Genomic DNA, 21,093 nt, shown 5'->3' with positions numbered 1-21,093 from the left:
GGGCAATAAAAATAACGAAGTATCAAGGCGAAAAATCACCCCTCAGAGTGTAAATTTATTTTTGAACAATTCCTTATCACGTATTTTATTGCAGATTAGAGCTAAATTACTAAAATTAATGCATAATTGCCGCCTATCCGGTTAGAATCCTCCACCCAATGAGAGCCCAACGAGAGCGATAAAATAAAATCACCTGTTAGTGGTTTGAACCTAACAGGTGATTAAAAACTTAAGCAAGTAACCACCTAAGCTTTCCTATGGCTACTCCCGGAGTTACCTTTTCGTACAAGATCTGGTATACAGCCTTGGTGATGGGCATGTCTACCCCAAACTTTTGATTGATCTCATAAATACTTTTGACGGCGTAATAGCCTTCGGCAATCATGTTCATCTCCATTTGTGCCGACTTCACGGTATACCCTCTCCCAATCATATTACCAAAGGTGCGATTGCGACTAAACTGAGAGTAAGCTGTTACGAGTAGGTCGCCTAAGTATGCCGAAGCATACAAATCACGTTCGCAGGGGTAGGCAGTTTCTACAAATCGCCGAATCTCTTGCATGGCATTAGATACCAACACTGCCTGAAAGTTGTCGCCATAGTTGAGCCCATGGGCAATGCCACAAGCCAAAGCAATGATGTTTTTCATGACTGCCGAATACTCTACCCCGTACACATCTTGGTTGGGTACTGCCTTGATAAAACGGTTGGCAATCAATTGAGCAAAGTTTTCTGCCTGAGCCAAATCTTCAGAAGCTATAGTCAGGTAAGATTGTTTTTCAAGTGCTACTTCTTCGGCGTGGCAAGGTCCGGCAATTACACAAATATGCGTAGGTTTTACTTGATACTCATGCTCTAATAGTTCTGTAATTAACCAGTTTTTTTGAGGAACAACCCCTTTAACTGCCGACACCAGCACTTTGCCTTTAAGGTCGGCAGCCGACAACTGACTCAAGGCATCTTGCACAAAAGCCGCCGGAATAGCTATGATCACATACTGAGCCCCTTGCACGGCTTCTTTCATATCGGCAAATAATTGTACTTTTTCTGGATTAATTGGTACATCACTCAAATAATCAGGGTTGCGTTGATAGCGCCTGATATGCTCAAGCGACTCTTGGTTGCGTAACCACCAGCGAATATCTACTGCCCCTTCCGACAGTATTTTAACCAATGCTGTTGCCCAACTTCCTGCGCCAATTACCGCAATTGCAGGCTTATGTTGTGTACTAAGACTCTGTGTAACCAATGCTAAATATATCTAGTAAATAATAAATTGATGTGTTTTGCTGGTGCAATTTTAAACCTTTTAGGGCAAGCCCCAAAGCAAGAAAGGCTTTATTGTCTGTATGCCAATGGTGCCAGGCAATAATTTACTATTACAACTATTTCGTTTTAATAAAAAGTGATTTATCAAAATAATCATATTCCAGTTAGCTTGTATGATTGTAGGATAACCCCTGGTTTTAAAGTATTAATTGGCAGCCAACACTTCATAATATTGGCCTGAATATGTCATTGTAAGTTATTTGCAGCTAATTTTATGGGTTTATTTTTTTTTACTCAATCATTCCGCCTACCTTTGCCCCAATACAAATAACAATCACAAACTACAAACAATGCTTATTATTATATCACAAACAAATGTGTGGTATTGTCACAGTCAATAAACCTACCTAAACAAATCAATTGTATACTTGTTTTGGCGCAAACTTCTGCTAAAACAACATCTAATTTATCAACTAAAATACTGCTAGTGTATGTTTAAGTTTAATATCACCGGGCTTTTGTTAGGCCTGTGCATACTTTCGGGGTGCGCTTTGTTTGAAAAAGAATTTATTTTACCACGTCCTACTGCCCATAATGCCGACCAGGTAAGTGCGGTGAGCTTTATGGCACACTGGAAAAAAGTAGTAGGCGCTACCAGCTACGAGATTGACGTGGCAGCAGACGAAGATTTTGCATTATTTGTAGCAAACTATCAATCTAAAAAAGTAAATGAGCACCAAACAATGGTTGAAGGTTTAGAAGCAGGTAAGACCTATTTCTATCGGGTACGCGCCAACATTTCTAACCAAACCTCTATACATTCCAACATTATATCGGTGACTACTTCGGAGGTAGAAGCACCAGTGGCCTACCCTGCTATAGAGGTAACAGCTAACCAGTTTAAAATACACTGGGAAAAACTGGAAAATGCCACCGCTTATCAGGTAGATGTAGCCAAAGACAAAGATTTTCAATATTTATTGCCTAACTACAATGCCCACGAAGTACCCCAAAATGACTCTACCTTATTGGTAGAAGATGTCACGGTAAGCCAACAGTATTTTTATAGAGTAAGGGCGCGGCAACTCAACTCCTTTTCGGCCTACTCCAATGTACAATCGGTATACACCAGCACATTGCCCCAACCTATAGTGTTGCCTCCGTCTGACGAGGAACTCACTAGTTTTACCGCGCACTGGAAAGCAATGCCTGAAGCAAAATCTTATAGAATAGATGTGGCAACAGACGCGTTGTTCAGCAGTATTTTGTCAGGGTATAACAACCTTGATGTGAAAGCCAATACCCAATTGATCATCCCTAACCTAGATGCAAACACTCTTTATTTTTACCGGGTAAGAATTGTCAATGGTAAAGAAATCTCTAACCACTCGGAGGTAATGTCGGCAAAAACCAGCAACCTTGACGCTCCGGTAGCCACTACAGCTGGCAGCATTGAAAGTGGTGGTTTTAGTGCTCACTGGAATAAGGTACCCAATGCCGCTTCTTACTTGCTTGATGTAGCACTTGACCTCAGTTTTACCCAAATTATAGCGGGCTATAATGCACGACCAGTCATTGATAATTTTGCTGATGTGCAAGATTTAAACGCCAACACAACCTATTTTTACCGGGTAAGAGCAGTAGGCTTAAGTGCTACTTCTGACTACTCAAATGTAATCAAAGTAACTACTGGTTTATTGCCTGCTCCTGTAGCAAAAGCAGCCAGCAATCAGAAAGCATTTGAGTTTACCACCCAATGGCAGGCGCTTGCGGGCATTAGTGTATTTTTACTGGATGTGTCAAACGACCCTGGATTTGGAAGTTTTTTGGCAGGTTATAATGGAAAAGAAGTGGTGGGTACTTCACACAAAGTAGAAGGGCTTGATTTTAGTCAAACCTACTATTACCGCTTACGCTCCAAACGACTCGGCAAAGTGTCTGACTACTCTAACACCATTGCAGTAGCATCTTGTATAAGCAAGACTTGCAAGATAGACAAAATAGAAAACTTTGCCTCAGGCGGGATTTACAATCAACAAGAGTATACCTATGACATCCAAGGCAACCTCACAAAGATTGTAGAACCTTCGTCGTTTTTTGCTCCATATCAGTACGATATTACCTATAATGCCGACAATAGCGTTCAAAAAGTAATTTACTCTTCTGGGGGTACCATTACCCAAGAGTTTGTATATACTTATCAGGCGGGGACTTTAAGTACCATCCGAAAAAATGATGGGAGCGGCAGCTTTGTGGAGTGGTGGGTATTTGAATATAACGCCCAAGGACAACGCACCTCCTGGAAGATTTATGCTGACTTGGCGAAAGCCTTCCTCTCCCGCCAGTTTAACTATGTATACAACGCCCAAGGCAATGTAGCAACCATTACTAATGGAGGAGGAACTACCTTGAGACAATATGCCTATGACGACAAGCTAAGTCCTTATGCCATATTCAATCCAGACCTTTGCTTTTATATCGTTACTCACCGCGACCGATGGGTGTCAGGGGTATATCGAGGGTTTCTGCCAGTAAACAACATCAAAAGTGAGGTGATAGGTACAGCAAAAGAGGTATTTATTTTTAAGTATAACAACAAAGATGTGACCTTGGAACAAGAAGGGTACCTTTCGGCAAAATATCACTTGATAGGATGTAGCTTTTAGGCTCATCATTGGTCATCCCCCAACTTGCTACGTTGGGGGGATGATTATTTCATAGGTAGAGAGGCTTCTACAAAAACTCTTGATTAATATTACAGGTTGACTTTTTGCCTAAATGGTCATAGTTTTCTTTGAGCCATACATCTGCCGAACGACGTCCCAGTTTGCGCAGTTTTTGTAAAAAATCCCAATCAGCATTGAGCTTGCTTGACACGCCTAAATCAGTCATTTCTTCCTCAGCTTTTACATGGTGAATGTACAAGTTTCTCAGTTTTCCCTCTTGGTTGAGGTCGGCTTCCAACATTTTTTGCACAAAGTTAATCCTACGCATTTCGTGCATCAAACTAGAGTTAAAGCTTAATTCGTTGATTCGGTCTCTTATTTCTACTGCAGTTCTAGGAATATCGGGGCGATGAATGGGGTTGATTTGTACCAATACAATGTCTTCTGTCTCGGTATCGTCTATCAAGGGGAAAATGGGTGGGTTTCCCATAAAACCACCGTCCCAATATGCTTCTCCGTCTATTTCTACTGCTTTGAACAACGACGGCAAACAAGCCGAAGCCAGCACCGCATCTACCGAAATATCTTTTTTGGAAAAAACCTTAGGGCGACTGGTACGCACATTGGTAGCACATACAAATAGCTTCATGGCGGTACTTTTACGCAACTCGTCAAAATCTATCAACTCCAGCAATAAATCACGCAATGGATTAATATCGAACAAGTTGTATTGGTAAGGCGACGACATCATGGTCAAAAAATCGAACATGTAGTAACTCGGCGAAAAGTCCATACGCCCTGTACCCAGCCACCTGTCCAAAAAACTGGGTTTGATCGGTGATTTATCAAAAGCTTCTGATGTTTTTTGCCAAAAAGCTTCTAACATCTTAATGGCACCTTCCCTTCCTCCTATGTGCATGCCATACGCTACCATCGTAGAGTTCATGGCTCCGGCACTTGTACCACATAAGCCTTCTATTACAAGACTTTCGGCCTCTAGAAAACGCTCTAAGACTCCCCAGGTAAAGGCACCGTGCGAGCCCCCCCCTTGTAATGCTAAATCAATGGTTTTGTACATTCTGTTGTGTTATTGTTGTATTTAGAGTATAAACTCGCTAAAGTCAAAAATCCTACTTTACCTACTTCGAAGCTGGAATACCAAGGGTAAAATCTAAAAAAGACGCGGGTAACCGCGTCTTCAGCCAATTTTTCATAGCTTAAATATTTTTACTTATTGGGCGCTCCAGCCGCCTTCTACCGGAATAGAAGCTCCGGTCATCATTTGTGCACTCTCAGAAGCCAAAAATAACGCCAAAGCACCCAAATCTTCTACTTTTACAAAGTCTTTGATGGCTTGCTTTTTCAACATTACTTTTGCTACTACTTCTTCTTCGGTCATGTTATGAGACTTTGCCTGGTCTTTGATCTGTCCTTCTACCAAAGGGGTTTTTACATAACCCGGACATATAGCATTGCAGGTAATGCCGTGAGGAGCCCCTTCAAGCCCCAATACTTTGGTTAACCCGGTTACCCCGTGCTTGGAGGTAACATAAGCCGATTTGAACTCGGAAGCACGCAAGCCATGCGCTGAAGTAATATTGATAATACGGCCAAATTTACGCGCTTTCATGCCTGGCCAAACAGCTTTGCTGGTATGAAAAGCTGCCGACATATTTACTCCAATGATCAGGTCCCATTTGGCGACGGGAAACTCGTCAATAGGTGCCACATACTGCACACCGGCATTGTTGATGAGTACGTCAATGCTACCAAAGGCTCCTTCGGCAATTTTCACCATTTCATTGATGTCCTCTGGCTTGAGCATGTTAGCCGCAGAGAACATGGTAGTGACCCCAAACTCTTCTCCCACTTTTTCGGCTATCTCAGCGCCATTGTCTTCCAATCCATTGAAACATATACTATAGCCTGCTTCGGCAAATTTACGGGCTATGCCCAACCCTATTCCACTGGTGCTTCCAGTGATAATTGCATTCTTACTCATTGTTTAATTTTTTTTGGTTAGTTCAATAAATAGTCCATAGCCCCGACAAGGTTCTAGGTATACCTTGTTCCACAAGTAACCACACTTTTATATCACGTTGATTTTTAGCAACTTATAAAAAGCGTAGTTAATAGCTGATTCGAGTAAATATTTACCTTGTTAAATACTGTAAACCAGTGTTTTATATTCTAAACACCCAATTAAACAGTTTTTAAATTCATCAATAACTGATCACCAGCAAACAACTTTGACTAAAATCACTGCAGAGTATTGTTAGTTACCTGTGAACCGAATCTACAGCTTGCTGTGATGAGCTCAACGGAGTTAAACAGGGTGTGGCTAAAGGCCAAAAGTAAACCCTGTCGCCACTACGGACTACATTGCAAATTAAAGCTATTTCAGTACTTCACCTACTAAATAAACCTTTTCTTCCCGGTTTATCGCGTTTGATATAATCAATATTACTTTTTGCTGTTTGCCTAGCTGTTGTTTTTTTGCCGGGTGATAACTTACCGATATTTTACCTACTGCATTGGGGTGTACTACATCCTTGTCCCAATCGGTCAAAGTACAACCGCAAGTAGTTTGTACATCATAAATTTGTAAGGGCTTGGTACCTGTATTTTTAAAGTGAAAGGTCACATTAACTACATCATCTGCTTTGATAGTTTTAAAGTTATAAGCATTGTGAGCAAAAGTAATTCGAGGGGTTTTGAGGTTTAAGTCTTGCTTAAGTGCCTCTGCTGCTTCTTTTTGGGCAAATGCCTGAGTAGTCAAAAAAAATACGCTGGTTAACAATATTATTAAACTTTTTTTCATAGCAATTATATGTCTTTTCTTAGGAATGGTGTAAAAATAAGTTTCTATAGTAACGCTAAAATATTTTGTTGCTAGACGAGGCAAAAAATTGGCTAATAGCAGCGCTATTCGGCTATTTTTTAACAAAGTATAGCCTCAAAAGATGAGATTAAGAATGTAAATTTATTTTGGTACCATTCCTTATAAACCTTTAGATGGCAAAATTAGCCATTTTTTTTATTGTTCCCGCCAATTTATCCAAGAACTCCTCTTGGGTTTAAAACAGAGTATATCAAATAGTTTGGCTAACCTTCTGATGCTTGATTTGAACTGTCTGATTCACGAATCAGGTAGATTAAAAATGTCATAAGGGCTTGTTTTGGGCAATTGTTTTACTAAATACTTATTGAACCTTATGAAAAATACCTCGCTGCTTAGCCGACGAAACTGGCTAAGAAATACCACACTCTCGTCGGCTGGTTTGGTAATGGCTGCCCATACAGGATTGTTTGCCCAATCTGCCAATGATTATCCTAACGAAGAAGAACTCGTCAGGTTATTCTCTAATGAAAACCCTTATGGACCTTCGCGCCAAGCCAAGGCAGCTATAGAAAAACTACTACATAGAGCCAATCGTTATCCTACTTACCATGAGGTAAACCCTCAAGCATTGAAAGAAGCCATTGCCAAAAAAGAAGGGCTCAAGCCTGAAAACGTGGTACTGGGACATGGCTCTTATCAATTGCTTAGCCTAATTGCCATATTGTATGGCAACCAACAACAAACCTTGGTGATTCCACGCCCTACTTTTAATGTAACAGGGGCTTATGCCGAAAAACAACTTGGTGCAAGGGTAAAATACGTAAACCTTGACACAAAGTTTGGCATGGACTTGCCCGCCATGCGTCGGGCAATAGACAACCGTACCAGTATGGTCATGATTTGTAACCCCAACAATCCTACGGGTACCTCTGTAAGTGCTCAAAAATTGGCTGATTTTTGCAAAGAAGTGGGCAAAAAAGCCACCGTATTTGTAGATGAAGCCTATATAGAATACGCTTCCCCTACTCATACTCAATCGATGGTAGCCTTGGTACGTCAACAAGAAAATGTGCTCATTACCCGCACTTTTTCTAAAATGTATGGGCTTGCTGGTATGCGGGTAGGTTATGCCCTGGCACGAAAAGACATTGCCGCAAAACTGGACGCGCTTAATGGGCGCTTTGGGCAGTTGATCAATGGGCCGGGGCTGGCAGCGGCTATGGCGTCGCTCAAAGATGAGGGGTTTATAAAAAAAACGGTGAGAAAAAACGAAGAAGTTAAACACTGGTTTTATCAACAACTTCAGCAAACTGGGGTGCCTTATATTGCCAGTGATACCAATTTTGTATATGTACAAACGGGCAAAGTGTACGCAAATTTTCACAGCCAACTGGCAACACATCACCTTAAGGCAGTAGGACGCGATAAAAGCGAATGGAGCCGGATAAGCATAGGTACGCTTGCCAACATGAAGCAACTAATGCGCAGTATGAAAACGATGCAAAAAATATAAAAAAACTATAGACCAATGATGACAAAAATTTGTAAAGCAGCTACATTATTCATTTTATGGGGGTGGGCATTATTAAGTGTTCCCGCTCAGGCACAAAGTCAACACAAGGATGACATGGAGCTTATTCAAGAAGTAATCAAGCATTACTTTGAGGGAGGAGCCAACAGTAACATTGCCAGTTTTAAGAAAGCCTTGCACCCTAAAACCTATTTGAAATTCTCGAAAGAGGGAGTATATACAGAAATAGACATGCCTACTTATTATGGGTTTTATAAAGCCGGAAAAGTGAACCAACGAGTCTCTAAAATCTTATCTATTGACATTACCGATTCGGCTGCTGCGGCTAAGGTAAGCATCGCAGGCAAAAAACGGGTTTTCACCGATTACTTCACTTTGCTTAAGCTAAAAGATGGTTGGAAGATTGTCAGCAAAACGTCTACCAATAGACCTATCAAAACAAATCGGTAATGTATACTGTATAGATGCTATCTAATGACTTGCCCAGGTTTGTTTGTTGCTCGAACAGACTTGGGTAATTTTTATTGAAGTTTAAACAAGCCCTTACTTCACGCAGAATTTTTGATTTAATGCAAAAAAAATGTATGTTATTGTAAATACGCTCAATCCAAAACTTTAAATAACACATAATGAGGTTTGGCAAGCTTTTACGAACAATGATTTTTTGGTGGTGCGGGATTTTTTATACCAATGCCCAACCCCTTTCCAGTGCTGCTTTTCCTATCAAAAACAAAGGAGTTCCATTTATTACCAACTTCACTACTAAAGACTACAATGCACACGATCAAAACTGGCGCATTACTCAAAATAACCATAAAGTATTGTATGTGGGCAATACAACAGGTTTGCTAGAGTTTGACGGTGTACGCTGGCGCTTGATAGAAATGCCCAACAAGTCGTCAATAAGGGGCATGTGCTACAGCAGTGATGGCAAAGTATACATTGGAGGCAAGGGTTTTATAGGGTATGTAGCTACCAATGCCACTGGGCAAACTTATGTTGCTTCTTTGATGAACAAGCTCCCTAAAAATACCCATGGCTTTCAAACAGTATGGAGCATAAGAGAAGTGCCCAACGAGGGCATTGTTTTTAGGGCTCGTGAACAATTGATCATTCTCAAACAAGGAAAATGCAAAGTGATTGCCCCACCTGAGGGTACTCGTTTTGGATTTACTTTTAAGATAAACCAACAACTGTATGTAAGTATTCCAAAAATGGACATCCTGAAACTGGAAAATGGACAATTGAAGTCCAGCAAACGATTTGAAAAGCTCAAAAACGAAAACGTGAAATATGCTGTGCCAATGGCTCAGGGACAATGGTTATTGCTTACCCGACACAAACTTTACATACATGATTCTACAAACACTCGCCCCTTTGCTACTCACCTCAACGGTTTTTTTGCCCGAAACAAACTCTACAGTATTGCCAAAATAAACGATCATTATTATGCTTTGGGCACCAATCGGGCGGGCATACTTATTATTGATAAAGCCGGCAAAGTAATCCAGCATATACACCAGGGCAATGGGCTACATGGCAACAATGTATACTACTTGTACCTCGACCAAAATCGAAATTTATGGGCGGCATTGTCTAATGGCATCGCCTTGCTTGAAATAGCCTCTCCTTTTTCTAAATTGCCTGGCACCAACGGAGCAATTTATAACACCCATGTACACCACGACAAGCTTTTTTCGGCCACATCGCAAGGCATCCAGTACCACCATTGGTCTTCCTATCAAAACCCCTTATCAGACGCTACCAAATTCTATTCAATGCCTAATTTTATTCATCAAACCTGGGCGTTTAGCAGGGCACAAAACCAATTGTTGGCAGCCTATAACCCTGGGGTGGTTCAGATTGAAAATTTAGCTACTGGTATAAAACTCAAAGCGTTGGAAACACTGCCAGCAAATATATGGACATTTACCCACATTGCCCATCGCCCAAATTACTTGCTGGCAGGCAGCATAAGTGGCTTGTTTTTGCTAGAGTGGAAAAATAATGTATGGCAACTTAAACATAAAATCAAGGGATTTCCGTATAATTCACGCTATTTGCAAGAAGGCAAAAATGGCTACTATTGGGCAAGCAATGATCAACAAGGGGTATATCGCTTTAGGCTTGACCCCAACCAGACCCAGGCAATCCAAGTAGTGTTGTACAACAAAGCCAAGGGCTTACCTTCCAACACGTTTAACCGTGTGTACAAAGTAAATGGAAGAAATCTGGTAGCCAGTCAAGATGGTATTTATGTATACCATCAAGCAAAAGACAGGTTTGTAAGAGAAAAAAAACTGAATCAACTCTTGGGTACCCAACAAGCCGCATTGTATTTGCGTGGTGATGCACAACACAATATCTGGGCAGTATTACAAGGTAAAACCGACAAATACTTTGACTTGGTATTGCTCAAGAAAAATAGTGACGGCTACAAACGGAAAGATCGGGCATTGAGAAAGATGAGAGGAGTATTTATCGAGAAAATAGCCCCTCATTTGAATAGTCTAAGCAATAAAGACGTGCTGTTGGCCACGCGTGAGGGGCTGATTCATTATGACCCAACCATTGCCTTGCCTCCGTTTTCGTTCAGTGCATTGCTGCGTAAGGTGTCAGTCTTGGAAACTAAAGACTCTGTAATATTTTCGGGCACCTCTGCCAACCCCGCCCGCCAAGCCACAGTATTGCCTTACAAGCACAACAGCTTAAGGTTTGATGCCAGTAGTACTTTTTATGCCGACGCCCACCAAAACCAATACCGTTACTGGCTGGAAGGGCTAGACACACAATGGTCGGGTTGGACGAGCGAAACCTACAAAGAATATACAAACCTTCCGGCGGGCAATTACGTGTTACATTTACAAACCCGCAATGTGTATAAAGCAGTAAGCCCAATGGTTGATTACCATTTTCGAGTATTACCCCCCTGGTACCGCACAGCTTGGGCATATATCAGCTATGTGCTACTAGGCTTACTTATCATTACTGGAGGGGTTCGCTGGTATACTGCACGTTTGCGTCGCCAAAAAGAACACCTGGCGCAACTTGTAGCAGCGCGTACCAAAGAACTGAAAGTGCAAAACAGTTACCTGGAACAATCTTATAAGAATGTGAGCCTGATGACCAAAATGGGGCAAGAAATTACAGCTTCGCTCGACTTAGACAAGGTACTTTACACCATTTATGAAAATGTGAATAGGCTAATGGATGCGACCATTTTTGGTATTGGTATTTATCAACCAGAAACACAGCAGGTAAACTTTGAACTCGCCATAGAACGGGGCATGCGTTATAAGCCCTACTCACGCAGCATGTCAGAAAAAAACCAGTTTTCGGTATGGTGCATCGAAAACAAACAGTCTATTTTGATGGGCAATGTAGTAGAAGAGCAATATCAGTACATCGAAGAAGCATTTTTGGCCGATCAATACCTTCAGGATGGTTCGCAAAGCACTATGCCTGCTTCGGCAGTGTATGTGCCTCTGATGATTCAAGACAGAATGGTAGGAGTCATCAGTGCCCAAAGTTTTACATACCAGGCTTATACAGACTACCACCTCAATTTGCTTAAAAATCTCTCGCTGTATGTAGCAATTGCTATAGAAAACGCACAAATTTATCAACAGATCGACCAAAAAAACGAAGACATTACGGCAAGCATTAAGTACGCAAGGAGGATTCAACAAGCTATTTTGCCCTTGACCGATCGAATGCTCAAGTCATTGCCTGCTCACTTTGTGCTTTACCTGCCCCGTGATATCGTTTCAGGAGACTTTTATTGGTTTGAAGAAACAGAAGGGCTTATTTTTTTGGTAGCAGCAGATTGTACCGGGCATGGGGTATCGGGAGCTTTGATGACAATGTTGGGCTCTAGTGCACTCACCGAAATTGTGATGCAAAAAAAGATACACCAACCTCACCAAATATTAAACGCCTTGGATAAGGTAATGAGGCGTATTCTTAAAAGTAAAGATACCCACGTTCAGGATGGCATGGACATGGCAGTATGTGTGATTGACAAAGGCCGCTCTCAACTACACTTTGCGGGGGCTAAAAACTCCTTGCTGCTCATACAAGATGGAAAAGCACAAGAAATAAAAGGCGATATGTACGAAATCAACGGTCACCGCAAAGTCAACCAACCCACTCAGTATTGCAACCATACTATAGCTATAGACCAACCCACATCGTTTTATATCTACTCAGATGGTTTTCAAGATCAATTTGGGGGAGCCGATAGTAAAAAATTCATGAAAAAACGTTTTAGGGAATTGATTTACCAGCTCTCTGCCAAACCCATCGAGCAACAAAAACAGTTGTTACAAAAGAAATTGCATGAATGGATGGCAGGACAAAGCCAGGTAGATGATATATTGGTGATTGGAGTAGAAATACAGGCAACCACCCCTGAAGCAGACACTACCTAAACCTCTCTGGCTGTTACTTGTTTTTAACAATTGCTACTTAAATGAGCATTAATTTATCAAAGACGATAAAATTGATGCTCATTTTTTTATATTTGTTAATTGTGTTTGTTTTGAAGATTAAAATAAAAGATAGCCGACCTAAAGTTCTTGGTTGCTTACCAAACAGGGTGTCAAACCCAGTACCTAGCACCTAGAGCCCAGCACCTGAATCACCTATTACTATTATACCAAGAAATAAAGCATGCAGACTGAACTTAATACTACTGGAAGCACCGAAGTGATTACTTATTTTGTCGACGTGATTTTGCCCGTGCCTATCCCCAAGTTATTTACTTATCGGGTGCCATTGGCCATGAACGACCTTATTCAGGTGGGGGCAAGAGTAATTGTGCAGTTTGGTAGCAAAAAAGTATTGACAGCAGTAGTGGCACACATTCATAAAAACCCTCCGACCAACTACAAAGCAAAGTACTTGCTGGAACTGCTGGACGAGGTGCCCATGGTGACTCCTCAGCAAATAGAGATGTTTCAATGGATGGCGGGGTACTATATGTGTTATATTGGCGAGGTACTCAATGTAGCGTTGCCCTCTGGCTTAAAGATAAGTAGCCAGTCAAAGATACAACTCAACCCCAACGCCGACCTGGTGCATGCCGATCTTAGCCACAACGAGCAACGCCTGGTAGAAGCCCTGCAAGAAGCCCAGTCATTGTCGTATACCGAAGCCTCCGAAGTGTTGGGGGTGCGCAATATTTATCAATTGATTAAATCATTGGTGGCAAAAGAAGTAGTGTTGGTGTTTGAAGAAATAAGGGAGCGCTACCAACCCAAAAAACTCAAAAAAATACGTTTGTGCAAAGAGTACATCGAGAAACAAACCTTGGATACCCTGTCCAAATCGTTGGAAAAAAAGCCCAAGCAACAAGATGTATTGCTAAATTACCTGCGGCACGTACCCGTATACAAAGATTGGATGCTCAACGAGGACGGGCTTGCCAAATCTGCTTTTACCAAAAATGAAACCTTGTCTAACTCGGCACTTAAGACCTTGACCAAGAATGGTATTTTTGAAGAGTTTGAGATCATCGTATCCCGTTTTGACGAGTACACCCCTGACCCTAAAGTAAAAATAGAACTATCGGAACGTCAGCAAGAGGTGAGCGGTGAGATTATGCTCAATTTTGAAGAAAAAGACGTGGTATTGCTGCATGGAGTTACCGGGAGTGGTAAAACGGAGATTTACATAGACCTGATTCAAAAAGTGTTTGAGAGTGGTTCGCAAGTGTTGTTTTTGCTGCCCGAAATTGCCCTGACTACCCAGATTGTGTCACGTCTTAAGCGTATTTTTGGGAACCAAATGGGTGTTTACCATTCCAAATTTTCGGACAACGAACGGGTAGAAGTGTGGCAAGGGGTAGTATCGGGCAGGTTCAACTTTGTAGTAGGGGTACGCTCGGCGGTGTTTTTACCCTTTGATAACCTCGGACTTATTATTGTTGACGAAGAGCACGAAAGCTCCTACAAACAATACGACCCAGCGCCCCGTTATCACGCCCGCGATATGACCCTGGTCATTGCCCGCCAACAACACTGTAAGGTATTGTTAGGCTCTGCTACCCCGTCTACCGAAAGTTTTTATAATGCCAAAATGGGGCGCTATGGTTTGGTGCAGCTCAAAGAACGTTATGGCAGTGCCCGCCTGCCCGATATTCAGTTGGTAGACTTGACGGCAGAGCGCAAAAAAATGAAAAAGCGTAGCATTCGCTTTTCTTCTACTTTGGTACAGGCTATCAAAGAGCGTTTACACGTGCAAGAGCAAGTTATTTTATTTCAAAATCGTCGGGGCTATTCCCCTTATATGAGTTGTCGCGCTTGTGCCCATATTCCCAAATGTGAAAACTGCGCGGTAAGCCTTACCTACCACATGTACAGCAATGAGTTGCGTTGTCATTATTGCGGACATATTGAAGCGCCTCCCCGCAAATGCCCGGCTTGTGGCTCTATGGAGATGGCAACCGTGGGCTATGGTACCGAAAAAATAGAAGATGAACTCAAGGTAATGTTTACTCAGGCAAGGGTGCAAAGGATGGATTTGGATACGACCCGCGCCAAGAATAGTTACCAACAGATCATTCAAGACTTTGAAAACCAACAAATAGAAATTTTGGTGGGCACTCAAATGCTGAGCAAGGGGCTTGACTTTGACAATGTAAGTCTGGTGGGCATTTTTGATGCAGACCGGATTATCAATTTTCCCGATTTTCGCTCACACGAGCGGGCTTTTCAGATTATGACCCAGGTAAGCGGGCGTGCCGGGCGCAAAGACAAACCGGGTTTGGTGCTCATACAAACCGCTGATACTCAGCAAGATGTTTTGCATAAAATAATAGCAGGAGACTATGAGGGAATGTATCGCAAAGAAATAGAAGACCGTCAATATTTTAAGTATCCACCATTTACCCGCCTAATCAAGCTTACTACCAAGCATATAGACAAAGGCGCCAGCGCCAGGGCAGCCCAAATGCTTGCCGATAAACTCACCACCAAACTAGGGCGTGACCGGGTGTTGGGGCCTGAAGCCCCTTTGGTAGAAAAGATCAGAAATAAATACCTCAAAACAATTTTGATTAAACTGGAACGTGAGAAAATTGATCTTAAGGCAGTCAAACATTTTATTCAAGAACAACGGGAAGAAGTCTTATTATCCAAAGAATTTAAAAAGCTACAAATTGTCATTGATGTGGACCCTATATAGCTTCTACAGCTTTCAGCTACAAGTGTTTGATGGCTGCCTAACGTAAGTCGCATTTTATATTATGTACCAAGACAAAATTAAATATACCTAATATGCAAGTATAACTATCATATTATGAGAGAGTTATCTTTGCTTGTAGCTTATAGCTGATTGCACCGATATTCATCGGTATCTAAGGACTTGCTGCTACTTACCCTTTATAATTAAGCGCACCCATGACCGCATTTTTATACACCCTGCCAATAGGTAGCGTTTGCCCGTTGAGCTCTATAGTTTCGGCAGTAAATGCCTCTATCCTATCCATTGCTATTATAAACGAACGATGCGTACGTACAAATAGGGCTGGCGGCAACGCCTGTTCAAACTGGCTGATGAGTTGTTTGGTGATAATGAGTTTTTGGGCGGTATGCAACTTTACATAGTCTTTGAGACTTTCAATGTATAAAATATCTTTGAGGTATACTTTAAGTACTTTACGGTCTGCTTTTACATAAATAAAAGCATCAGCACTATTGCCTGTCTCATTGTTTACCGTTACCAGACTGCCTTCACTTTGCTTGTAGTACTTGTTGATTGCCTTCAAAAAACGATCAAAGGCAATGGGTTTGAGCAAGTAGTCTACTACTTCCAGATCAAACGCTTCCAAGGCATAATCGCGGTAAGCAGTGGTAAAAATCACCTTGGGAGGATGACTAAGCGTTTTCAGAAAATCTATGCCTGTAATTTGAGGCATTTGAATGTCAAGAAAGACCAAATCAATGGTGTTTTTTTGTAATACCTCCAGTGCTTCCATTGCGTGCTGGCACTTTGCCACTACTTGCATATTAGGTATTTTTTCTAAATGATTGGCAATCACTCGAATGGCAATGGGTTCATCATCTACTATGATACATTTACAGCTCATTTCTAGTTATTTTTTTGATGAATTATTTCTCACTAAACCTCAACATCAAACTTACCCTAAACTCGTCTGTTTTATCTTCTATTTCAAGCGTGTGTTGGTCTTTGTATAATAAGCCCAAGCGTTTTTGCACATTTTGCAAACCTATGCCACTGCCGCTTTTGTAAGGCAGTGCTGAATCTGCCCCCACAGTTTTACTGTTGGCAATACACAACTGTAGAGCATCATTACTTACTTTCAAAAACACGTTGATCCAACACTTTTTTGCTTCATTACTTACCCCGTGTTTAAAGCAGTTTTCGATAAAAGGCAAAATAAGCATAGGGGCTATGTATTGCCCGGCAAGTTGCCCTTCGGTTTGCCAATGCAACTCCAGTTTGTTTTCGTACCGCAATTGCTCCAAAGAAATAAAATTTTGCAGGTGTTTGATTTCATCCTGTAACAATACCTTGGGTTGGTTGCTTTTGTAAAGTACGTAATCAAGCAATTCCGACAGTTTGATGACTACTTCGGGGGCATTGTCTGACTTTTCGAGGGTAAGCCCATACAGGCTGTTCAGGGTATTGAACAAAAAATGAGGATGAATTTGCGCTTTGAGCAACTGTAGTTCAGCTTCTTTAAGGCGTAGCTCATTTTCGAGCGAGTACTGCACCAACCATTGATTTTTCTGCTGGCTTTGGTACCAATGTTTGAACAACTTGATAGCCACCCCAAAAAATACCACCCAATACATACCCACTATCAAAAAATATACATCCAGGCTTGCCGGAGTCATAGAACTGACCTGATACTTGGCAACTAATATAATGGTAAGCACAATAGCCCAAGCCTGTAGCCAAAGTGAAAGCACAAAAATACCGAAGGTAAAAAAGGCAAATTGCCTGTATTTTTTTTGTAACAAAAACCGGGGAATCAAGCAATAATTGAGCAAATAAAGGGTGCCAGCTGTAATAGGCAATAGCATACTTACCAATAAAAAGCTACTGGCATAATTGGCGTTTTGGTGCCCAAAAAATAAGGTGTAAAACAACCACACTATTCCCCAAAAAAGCAGGTGGACAACTTTAGATGTATGCGTCAGGTAATTCATTTTTTTTATATGGGCAAGATTGGTTTACAGTATTTAACAAAGTGAACATTTACTCGAATCAGCTTCTAACTACGCTTTTTGTAAACAACTGAAAATCAGCGTGATACAAAAGCATGGTTACTTGTGGAACAGGGTGTAGCACCGATATTCATCGGTGTCTAAGGACTTGCGACTTGTCGCACCGATATGCATCGGTATCCAAGGACTTGCCCCTGTCGGAGCTATGGACTCCCGACTAAATACTATGGACTAATTACACATATTTTTTAAGTTTTCACAAAACGGAGGGCATTTGTAGATCAAATTCAGGTTTGAGAGGGTTTTCAGCAGCTTTTCGGCTCAAAACAACTGTGTAAAGGGTAAAACTGTTATATTGAAAGCTTATACAGGCATACAGCGATTTAAAAATTTTTCCTTGCAAATACCTCTTATCATTGTAACGAAATTATTTTTTTGGTTACACCTAAGGAATGCTTCCAAAGCATTCTTAAATCTAATGCACAATGAAAACTTTTTTTGATTTTATAGTAAACGGAGGTTTATTTTTTACTTTGCCATTGACCCTTTTCGCGGGCACTATCTTATTTTTTGGAGTAAGGCTGGGGCTTGAGTTATTTGTAGCTGAGCGAGCCTTGAAGCCAAGAGTAAGCAAAAGCCTGGATACCATCATTTATTTAGGCGGCTTCTCGTTTATTTTTGGAATATTGGGACAATTGGTAGGTTTGTACGAGGCATTTACTGTATTGAGCAAGGTAGGCGCTGTTTCCCCTAAAATATTGATGGCAGGTCTCAAAGTATCTACCATACCTACACTCTATGGTTTTGGTATTTTATTGACAGCCTCCATCATTTGGTTTGTGTTTCGTCGCAAACTTCAATCGCTGACCGACCAAGACTAAACAGGCTATTTTGCCACAACTACCTGGCAGGTTTTCGAAAACCTGCCAGGTATGAAGTGCACTGGGTACTAACGGGAGTACTAAACCGTCAACCCCAGCCTTTGCACCACCTCTGGGTTGTCTATAGCAATTACTTGCTCTTGCATTACCCGCAACTCATCCATTTTGCGGTCTTGTAAGCACTTGCCCTGTTCCAACACAAAGTCGGTAATGTCTTGGATAGATACTGCCCAGGTAGTACCAAAATTTTTTAGTAGCTCATTGCGTAAGCCCAATTGTACCGCCCTTCGTGGTAGCTTATCGCCATTGGGGGCGTGGTCAGGGTCCCATTGCATCACCACATTGCTTGCCTTCAGCTTTGCCTGCCAATTTTCCTTCGATCCGTACACCTCTTGTACATAATTAGAATGAATGGCTTCTGCCAAAATCAATTCAAAATTTTGTTTGCTCACTTCGATGGCCAAAATACGCTCTTGATTGGGTTTGCTTGCCCAACCAGCCCGGTACATCATCCACAAAAAATTGGGTTTGATCCAACTCATGCGGCTAAAGCTGTAGTGGCTTCCGCCAAATTGTTGATGTGTGACGGCGTATTTGGCTATGCCAGGGTTAAACGCCTGATAAACAATCAGGTTTTCGGCATTGGTCATTTGCCCCAAAATATGCCGACCTTCCTGAGGTAAGTTGGCTTCATAATCTTTGTAAAGAATAGTTTGTAAGTTCATTGATTTCTATTGTTTGAATCGTTGCGTAATGTGTTACATGGGTATTCGAGGCATTTTACCCCCATACCTTAAACAAAAAAAGGCTTTCCCTGCATCAGAGAAAGCCTTTTTTTGTTATTTTTTAAATTGGCTAACCCGAAATGGCTCCGGCAATGGTAGCAGTCATGAAGCAAGCCAGAGTAGCACCCAATAAGGCACGCAACCCTAACTTAGACAAGTTACCTTGTTGGTTGGGCGCCATTCCACTGATTCCACCAATCTGGATAGCAATAGAGCTAAAGTTAGAAAACCCACAAAGGGCATAAGTCGACACCAAAATAGATTTTTCGCTCAAAGAACCTTCCTTAATCATGCGTGCCAAGTCAAGGTAGGCTACAAACTCATTGACCGCCGTTTTTTGTCCAATCAAACTCCCCACAAGTAAAGTATCTTTCCACTCTACCCCCATCAAGTAAGCAAAAGGGCGGCTAATTTGCCCCAATAAATACTCCATAGAAAGAGCTTTGAAAGCCCCGCCTGTTTGTACCCTAATAATTTGGTTTACATCCAACACGTCGCCTATATAAATCAACCCGGCGTTGAGCATCGCAATGACAGCAATAAACGCTAACAACATACCACCTACATTCAAGGCTAGTTTCAACCCATCGCCTGCCCCAATAGCCATCGCATCTATCAGGTTTACCCCCAGCGATTCTTTAGACAACTCAAGGCTTTTGTTTACATCTTTGGTTTCTGGAATCATAATTTTTGCCATTACAATGGCGGCTGGGGCACTCATAATAGAAGCACTAAGCAAATGTGACGCAAACTTGGCTTTAGCCACCGGATCGGCACCACCCAATACCCCTACTGCAGCCGCTAAAATGGCTCCAGCAATGGTTGCCATACCACCTGTCATGAGGCACATTAGTTCCGATTTGGTCATATTTTTAATAAAAGGCTTGACCAACAAAGGGGCTTCGGTTTGCCCTAAAAAAATGTTTCCTGCGGCAGACAAACTCTCAGGTCCAGACAAACCCATGGCTTTTGACATGACATAAGCAATGGCGTATACTATTTTTTGTAGAATGCCCAGGTAATAAAGGGCTGCCGAAATGGTAGAGAAAAAGATGATGGTGGGCAATACCTGAAAGGCAAATATAAAACCAAAAGAAGACTTATCGTTTGCCAGATCGCCAAAGAGAAACTTAGAACCGTCTAATGCAAAATCTAAAAAACGTACAAATCCAGTACTTACCGCATCGAACATATCCCGCACAAATGGTACTTTCATGATCAACAATCCAAACACAATCTGGAGTGTAATCCCTATACCGACCAGTCTCCAGTTGATGGCTTTGCGATTGTTGGAAACAAGATAGCCCACCAACATAAATACCAGCAAACCAATAATACCCTTAAAATAATCCATTACTCTTAATCAAATTGGCAATTAATATACATGCAAAAGCACTTGCCCAAAGTATTTTACCCCTTGTGGGGGAAAGGTTAGACAAGCGCATCAAAAAAATAGCGCGTAAAACTAAGTTTTTTTTTTAAGAAAGCGGAGTTACTATTTAACAAATCTTTGAAAATCAAGCTTTCACAACGGTATAAGGGTACAAATATTGCGCATTGTTTCTTTTTGTTCCAACTCATACCCTCTTATACTTATGGATAAACTTAACACCACTGCGGTTAATAAATTTATGAAGGCATTGATAGACTTTGAAGCACATAGTGTGATGAGCGATTTTAATCGCATATTTGGCGCTGACCACGGAGAAGACCTCTGGAGCGAGTTTTTGAACCAGTGTAATAGTAATACGACGATGTTTTACCGAATTTTAGACGAAAAGCAGCAAAAGGTTTTTGAGCAATATTTAAGCAGTACAGCACAGCATATGGTATCTTAGGAATGGTACCAAAATAAATTTACACTCTGAGGGGTGATTTTTCGCCTTGATACTTCGTTATTTTTATTGCCCGTAGCGCTGCTATGG

The 21,093-nt window shown here is 41.5% G+C and carries 15 protein-coding genes; 7 read left to right on the top strand and 8 right to left on the bottom strand.

The features are described from left to right. Nucleotides 1-229 precede the first annotated feature (229 nt). On the bottom strand, nucleotides 230-1,249 hold the full coding sequence (locus tag Q0954_RS25890; protein ID WP_299461959.1) for an NAD(P)H-dependent glycerol-3-phosphate dehydrogenase: 1,020 nt from the start codon (nucleotides 1,247-1,249) through the stop codon (nucleotides 230-232). Nucleotides 1,250-1,760: 511 nt separating this feature from the next. Between Q0954_RS25890 and Q0954_RS25885 the strand changes: the two genes are divergently transcribed. Continuing rightward, a complete protein-coding gene (locus Q0954_RS25885; RefSeq protein WP_299461957.1) occupies nucleotides 1,761-3,935 on the top strand; it encodes a fibronectin type III domain-containing protein in 2,175 nt (724 codons plus the stop codon). Nucleotides 3,936-4,002: 67 nt separating this feature from the next. Here the strand turns inward: Q0954_RS25885 and Q0954_RS25880 are convergent, their stop codons facing one another. The 3 genes from Q0954_RS25880 to Q0954_RS25870 all read right to left on the bottom strand — a co-directional run bounded on the left by Q0954_RS25880 (nucleotide 4,003) and on the right by Q0954_RS25870 (nucleotide 6,756). Continuing rightward, on the bottom strand, nucleotides 4,003-5,013 hold the full coding sequence (locus tag Q0954_RS25880) for a patatin-like phospholipase family protein (protein ID WP_299461955.1): 1,011 nt from the start codon (nucleotides 5,011-5,013) through the stop codon (nucleotides 4,003-4,005). A 153-nt stretch (nucleotides 5,014-5,166) separates the two neighbouring features. Next, nucleotides 5,167-5,937, bottom strand: a complete 771-nt coding sequence (locus tag Q0954_RS25875; protein WP_299461953.1) for a 3-hydroxybutyrate dehydrogenase — start codon at nucleotides 5,935-5,937, stop codon at nucleotides 5,167-5,169. Between the two features lie 393 nt (nucleotides 5,938-6,330). Continuing rightward, nucleotides 6,331-6,756 carry a DUF1573 domain-containing protein gene (locus Q0954_RS25870; protein ID WP_299461951.1) on the bottom strand — a complete coding sequence of 142 codons (426 nt, stop codon included), beginning with the start codon at nucleotides 6,754-6,756 and terminating at the stop codon, nucleotides 6,331-6,333. A 394-nt stretch (nucleotides 6,757-7,150) separates the two neighbouring features. Between Q0954_RS25870 and Q0954_RS25865 the strand changes: the two genes are divergently transcribed. The 4 genes from Q0954_RS25865 (at nucleotide 7,151) to priA (ending at nucleotide 15,493) form a co-directional block, all read left to right on the top strand. Continuing rightward, nucleotides 7,151-8,290, top strand: a complete 1,140-nt coding sequence (locus tag Q0954_RS25865) for a histidinol-phosphate transaminase (protein ID WP_299461949.1) — start codon at nucleotides 7,151-7,153, stop codon at nucleotides 8,288-8,290. Nucleotides 8,291-8,305: 15 nt separating this feature from the next. Beyond that, the gene (locus Q0954_RS25860) at nucleotides 8,306-8,758 is read left to right on the top strand and encodes a nuclear transport factor 2 family protein (RefSeq protein ID WP_299461947.1); all 453 of its coding nucleotides are present in this window, start codon (nucleotides 8,306-8,308) and stop codon (nucleotides 8,756-8,758) included. 206 nt (nucleotides 8,759-8,964) lie between these two features. After that, nucleotides 8,965-12,738, top strand: a complete 3,774-nt coding sequence (locus Q0954_RS25855; RefSeq protein WP_299461945.1) for a SpoIIE family protein phosphatase — start codon at nucleotides 8,965-8,967, stop codon at nucleotides 12,736-12,738. Nucleotides 12,739-12,979: 241 nt separating this feature from the next. Then, nucleotides 12,980-15,493 (top strand): primosomal protein N', encoded by a 2,514-nt coding sequence (gene priA / locus Q0954_RS25850; protein WP_299461943.1) that lies wholly within the window; start codon nucleotides 12,980-12,982, stop codon nucleotides 15,491-15,493. Between the two features lie 190 nt (nucleotides 15,494-15,683). Here the strand turns inward: priA and Q0954_RS25845 are convergent, their stop codons facing one another. Beyond that, on the bottom strand, nucleotides 15,684-16,397 hold the full coding sequence (locus tag Q0954_RS25845; RefSeq protein WP_299461941.1) for a LytTR family DNA-binding domain-containing protein: 714 nt from the start codon (nucleotides 16,395-16,397) through the stop codon (nucleotides 15,684-15,686). 22 nt (nucleotides 16,398-16,419) lie between these two features. Continuing rightward, a complete protein-coding gene (locus Q0954_RS25840; protein WP_299461939.1) occupies nucleotides 16,420-17,484 on the bottom strand; it encodes a sensor histidine kinase in 1,065 nt (354 codons plus the stop codon). 503 nt (nucleotides 17,485-17,987) lie between these two features. On the opposite strand from Q0954_RS25840, the gene Q0954_RS25835 reads away from it, so the two are divergent. Next, nucleotides 17,988-18,383: a MotA/TolQ/ExbB proton channel family protein gene (locus tag Q0954_RS25835; protein ID WP_299461937.1), complete on the top strand. Its 396-nt coding sequence runs from the start codon at nucleotides 17,988-17,990 to the stop codon at nucleotides 18,381-18,383. An 80-nt stretch (nucleotides 18,384-18,463) separates the two neighbouring features. On the opposite strand, the gene Q0954_RS25830 is transcribed toward Q0954_RS25835, so the two are convergent. Both Q0954_RS25830 and Q0954_RS25825 read right to left on the bottom strand, forming a co-directional pair. Beyond that, on the bottom strand, nucleotides 18,464-19,108 hold the full coding sequence (locus tag Q0954_RS25830; protein ID WP_299461935.1) for a DUF4291 domain-containing protein: 645 nt from the start codon (nucleotides 19,106-19,108) through the stop codon (nucleotides 18,464-18,466). Nucleotides 19,109-19,238: 130 nt separating this feature from the next. Further along, nucleotides 19,239-20,522: a nucleoside transporter C-terminal domain-containing protein gene (locus Q0954_RS25825; RefSeq protein ID WP_299461933.1), complete on the bottom strand. Its 1,284-nt coding sequence runs from the start codon at nucleotides 20,520-20,522 to the stop codon at nucleotides 19,239-19,241. A 241-nt stretch (nucleotides 20,523-20,763) separates the two neighbouring features. Between Q0954_RS25825 and Q0954_RS25820 the strand changes: the two genes are divergently transcribed. Further along, nucleotides 20,764-21,006, top strand: a complete 243-nt coding sequence (locus tag Q0954_RS25820; protein ID WP_299461931.1) for a hypothetical protein — start codon at nucleotides 20,764-20,766, stop codon at nucleotides 21,004-21,006. Nucleotides 21,007-21,093 lie beyond the last annotated feature (87 nt).

The organism is uncultured Microscilla sp. (assembly GCF_947493425.1).
Classification (GTDB): domain Bacteria; phylum Bacteroidota; class Bacteroidia; order Cytophagales; family Microscillaceae; genus Microscilla.
Note: the sequence above shows the minus strand (reverse complement) of the source record. Positions and strands in the feature narration are given on the sequence as shown.

Coding starts and splice junctions, on each gene's coding strand:
- Q0954_RS25870 (WP_299461951.1), bottom strand. CDS start 6,756: ATGAAAAAAAGTTTAATAATATTGTTAACCAGCGTATTTTTTTTGACT.
- Q0954_RS25835 (WP_299461937.1), top strand. CDS start 17,988: ATGAAAACTTTTTTTGATTTTATAGTAAACGGAGGTTTATTTTTTACT.
- Q0954_RS25885 (WP_299461957.1), top strand. CDS start 1,761: ATGTTTAAGTTTAATATCACCGGGCTTTTGTTAGGCCTGTGCATACTT.
- Q0954_RS25865 (WP_299461949.1), top strand. CDS start 7,151: ATGAAAAATACCTCGCTGCTTAGCCGACGAAACTGGCTAAGAAATACC.
- Q0954_RS25830 (WP_299461935.1), bottom strand. CDS start 19,108: ATGAACTTACAAACTATTCTTTACAAAGATTATGAAGCCAACTTACCT.
- priA (WP_299461943.1), top strand. CDS start 12,980: ATGCAGACTGAACTTAATACTACTGGAAGCACCGAAGTGATTACTTAT.
- Q0954_RS25845 (WP_299461941.1), bottom strand. CDS start 16,397: ATGAGCTGTAAATGTATCATAGTAGATGATGAACCCATTGCCATTCGA.
- Q0954_RS25840 (WP_299461939.1), bottom strand. CDS start 17,484: ATGAATTACCTGACGCATACATCTAAAGTTGTCCACCTGCTTTTTTGG.
- Q0954_RS25860 (WP_299461947.1), top strand. CDS start 8,306: ATGATGACAAAAATTTGTAAAGCAGCTACATTATTCATTTTATGGGGG.
- Q0954_RS25880 (WP_299461955.1), bottom strand. CDS start 5,013: ATGTACAAAACCATTGATTTAGCATTACAAGGGGGGGGCTCGCACGGT.
- Q0954_RS25820 (WP_299461931.1), top strand. CDS start 20,764: ATGGATAAACTTAACACCACTGCGGTTAATAAATTTATGAAGGCATTG.
- Q0954_RS25825 (WP_299461933.1), bottom strand. CDS start 20,522: ATGGATTATTTTAAGGGTATTATTGGTTTGCTGGTATTTATGTTGGTG.
- Q0954_RS25855 (WP_299461945.1), top strand. CDS start 8,965: ATGATTTTTTGGTGGTGCGGGATTTTTTATACCAATGCCCAACCCCTT.
- Q0954_RS25875 (WP_299461953.1), bottom strand. CDS start 5,937: ATGAGTAAGAATGCAATTATCACTGGAAGCACCAGTGGAATAGGGTTG.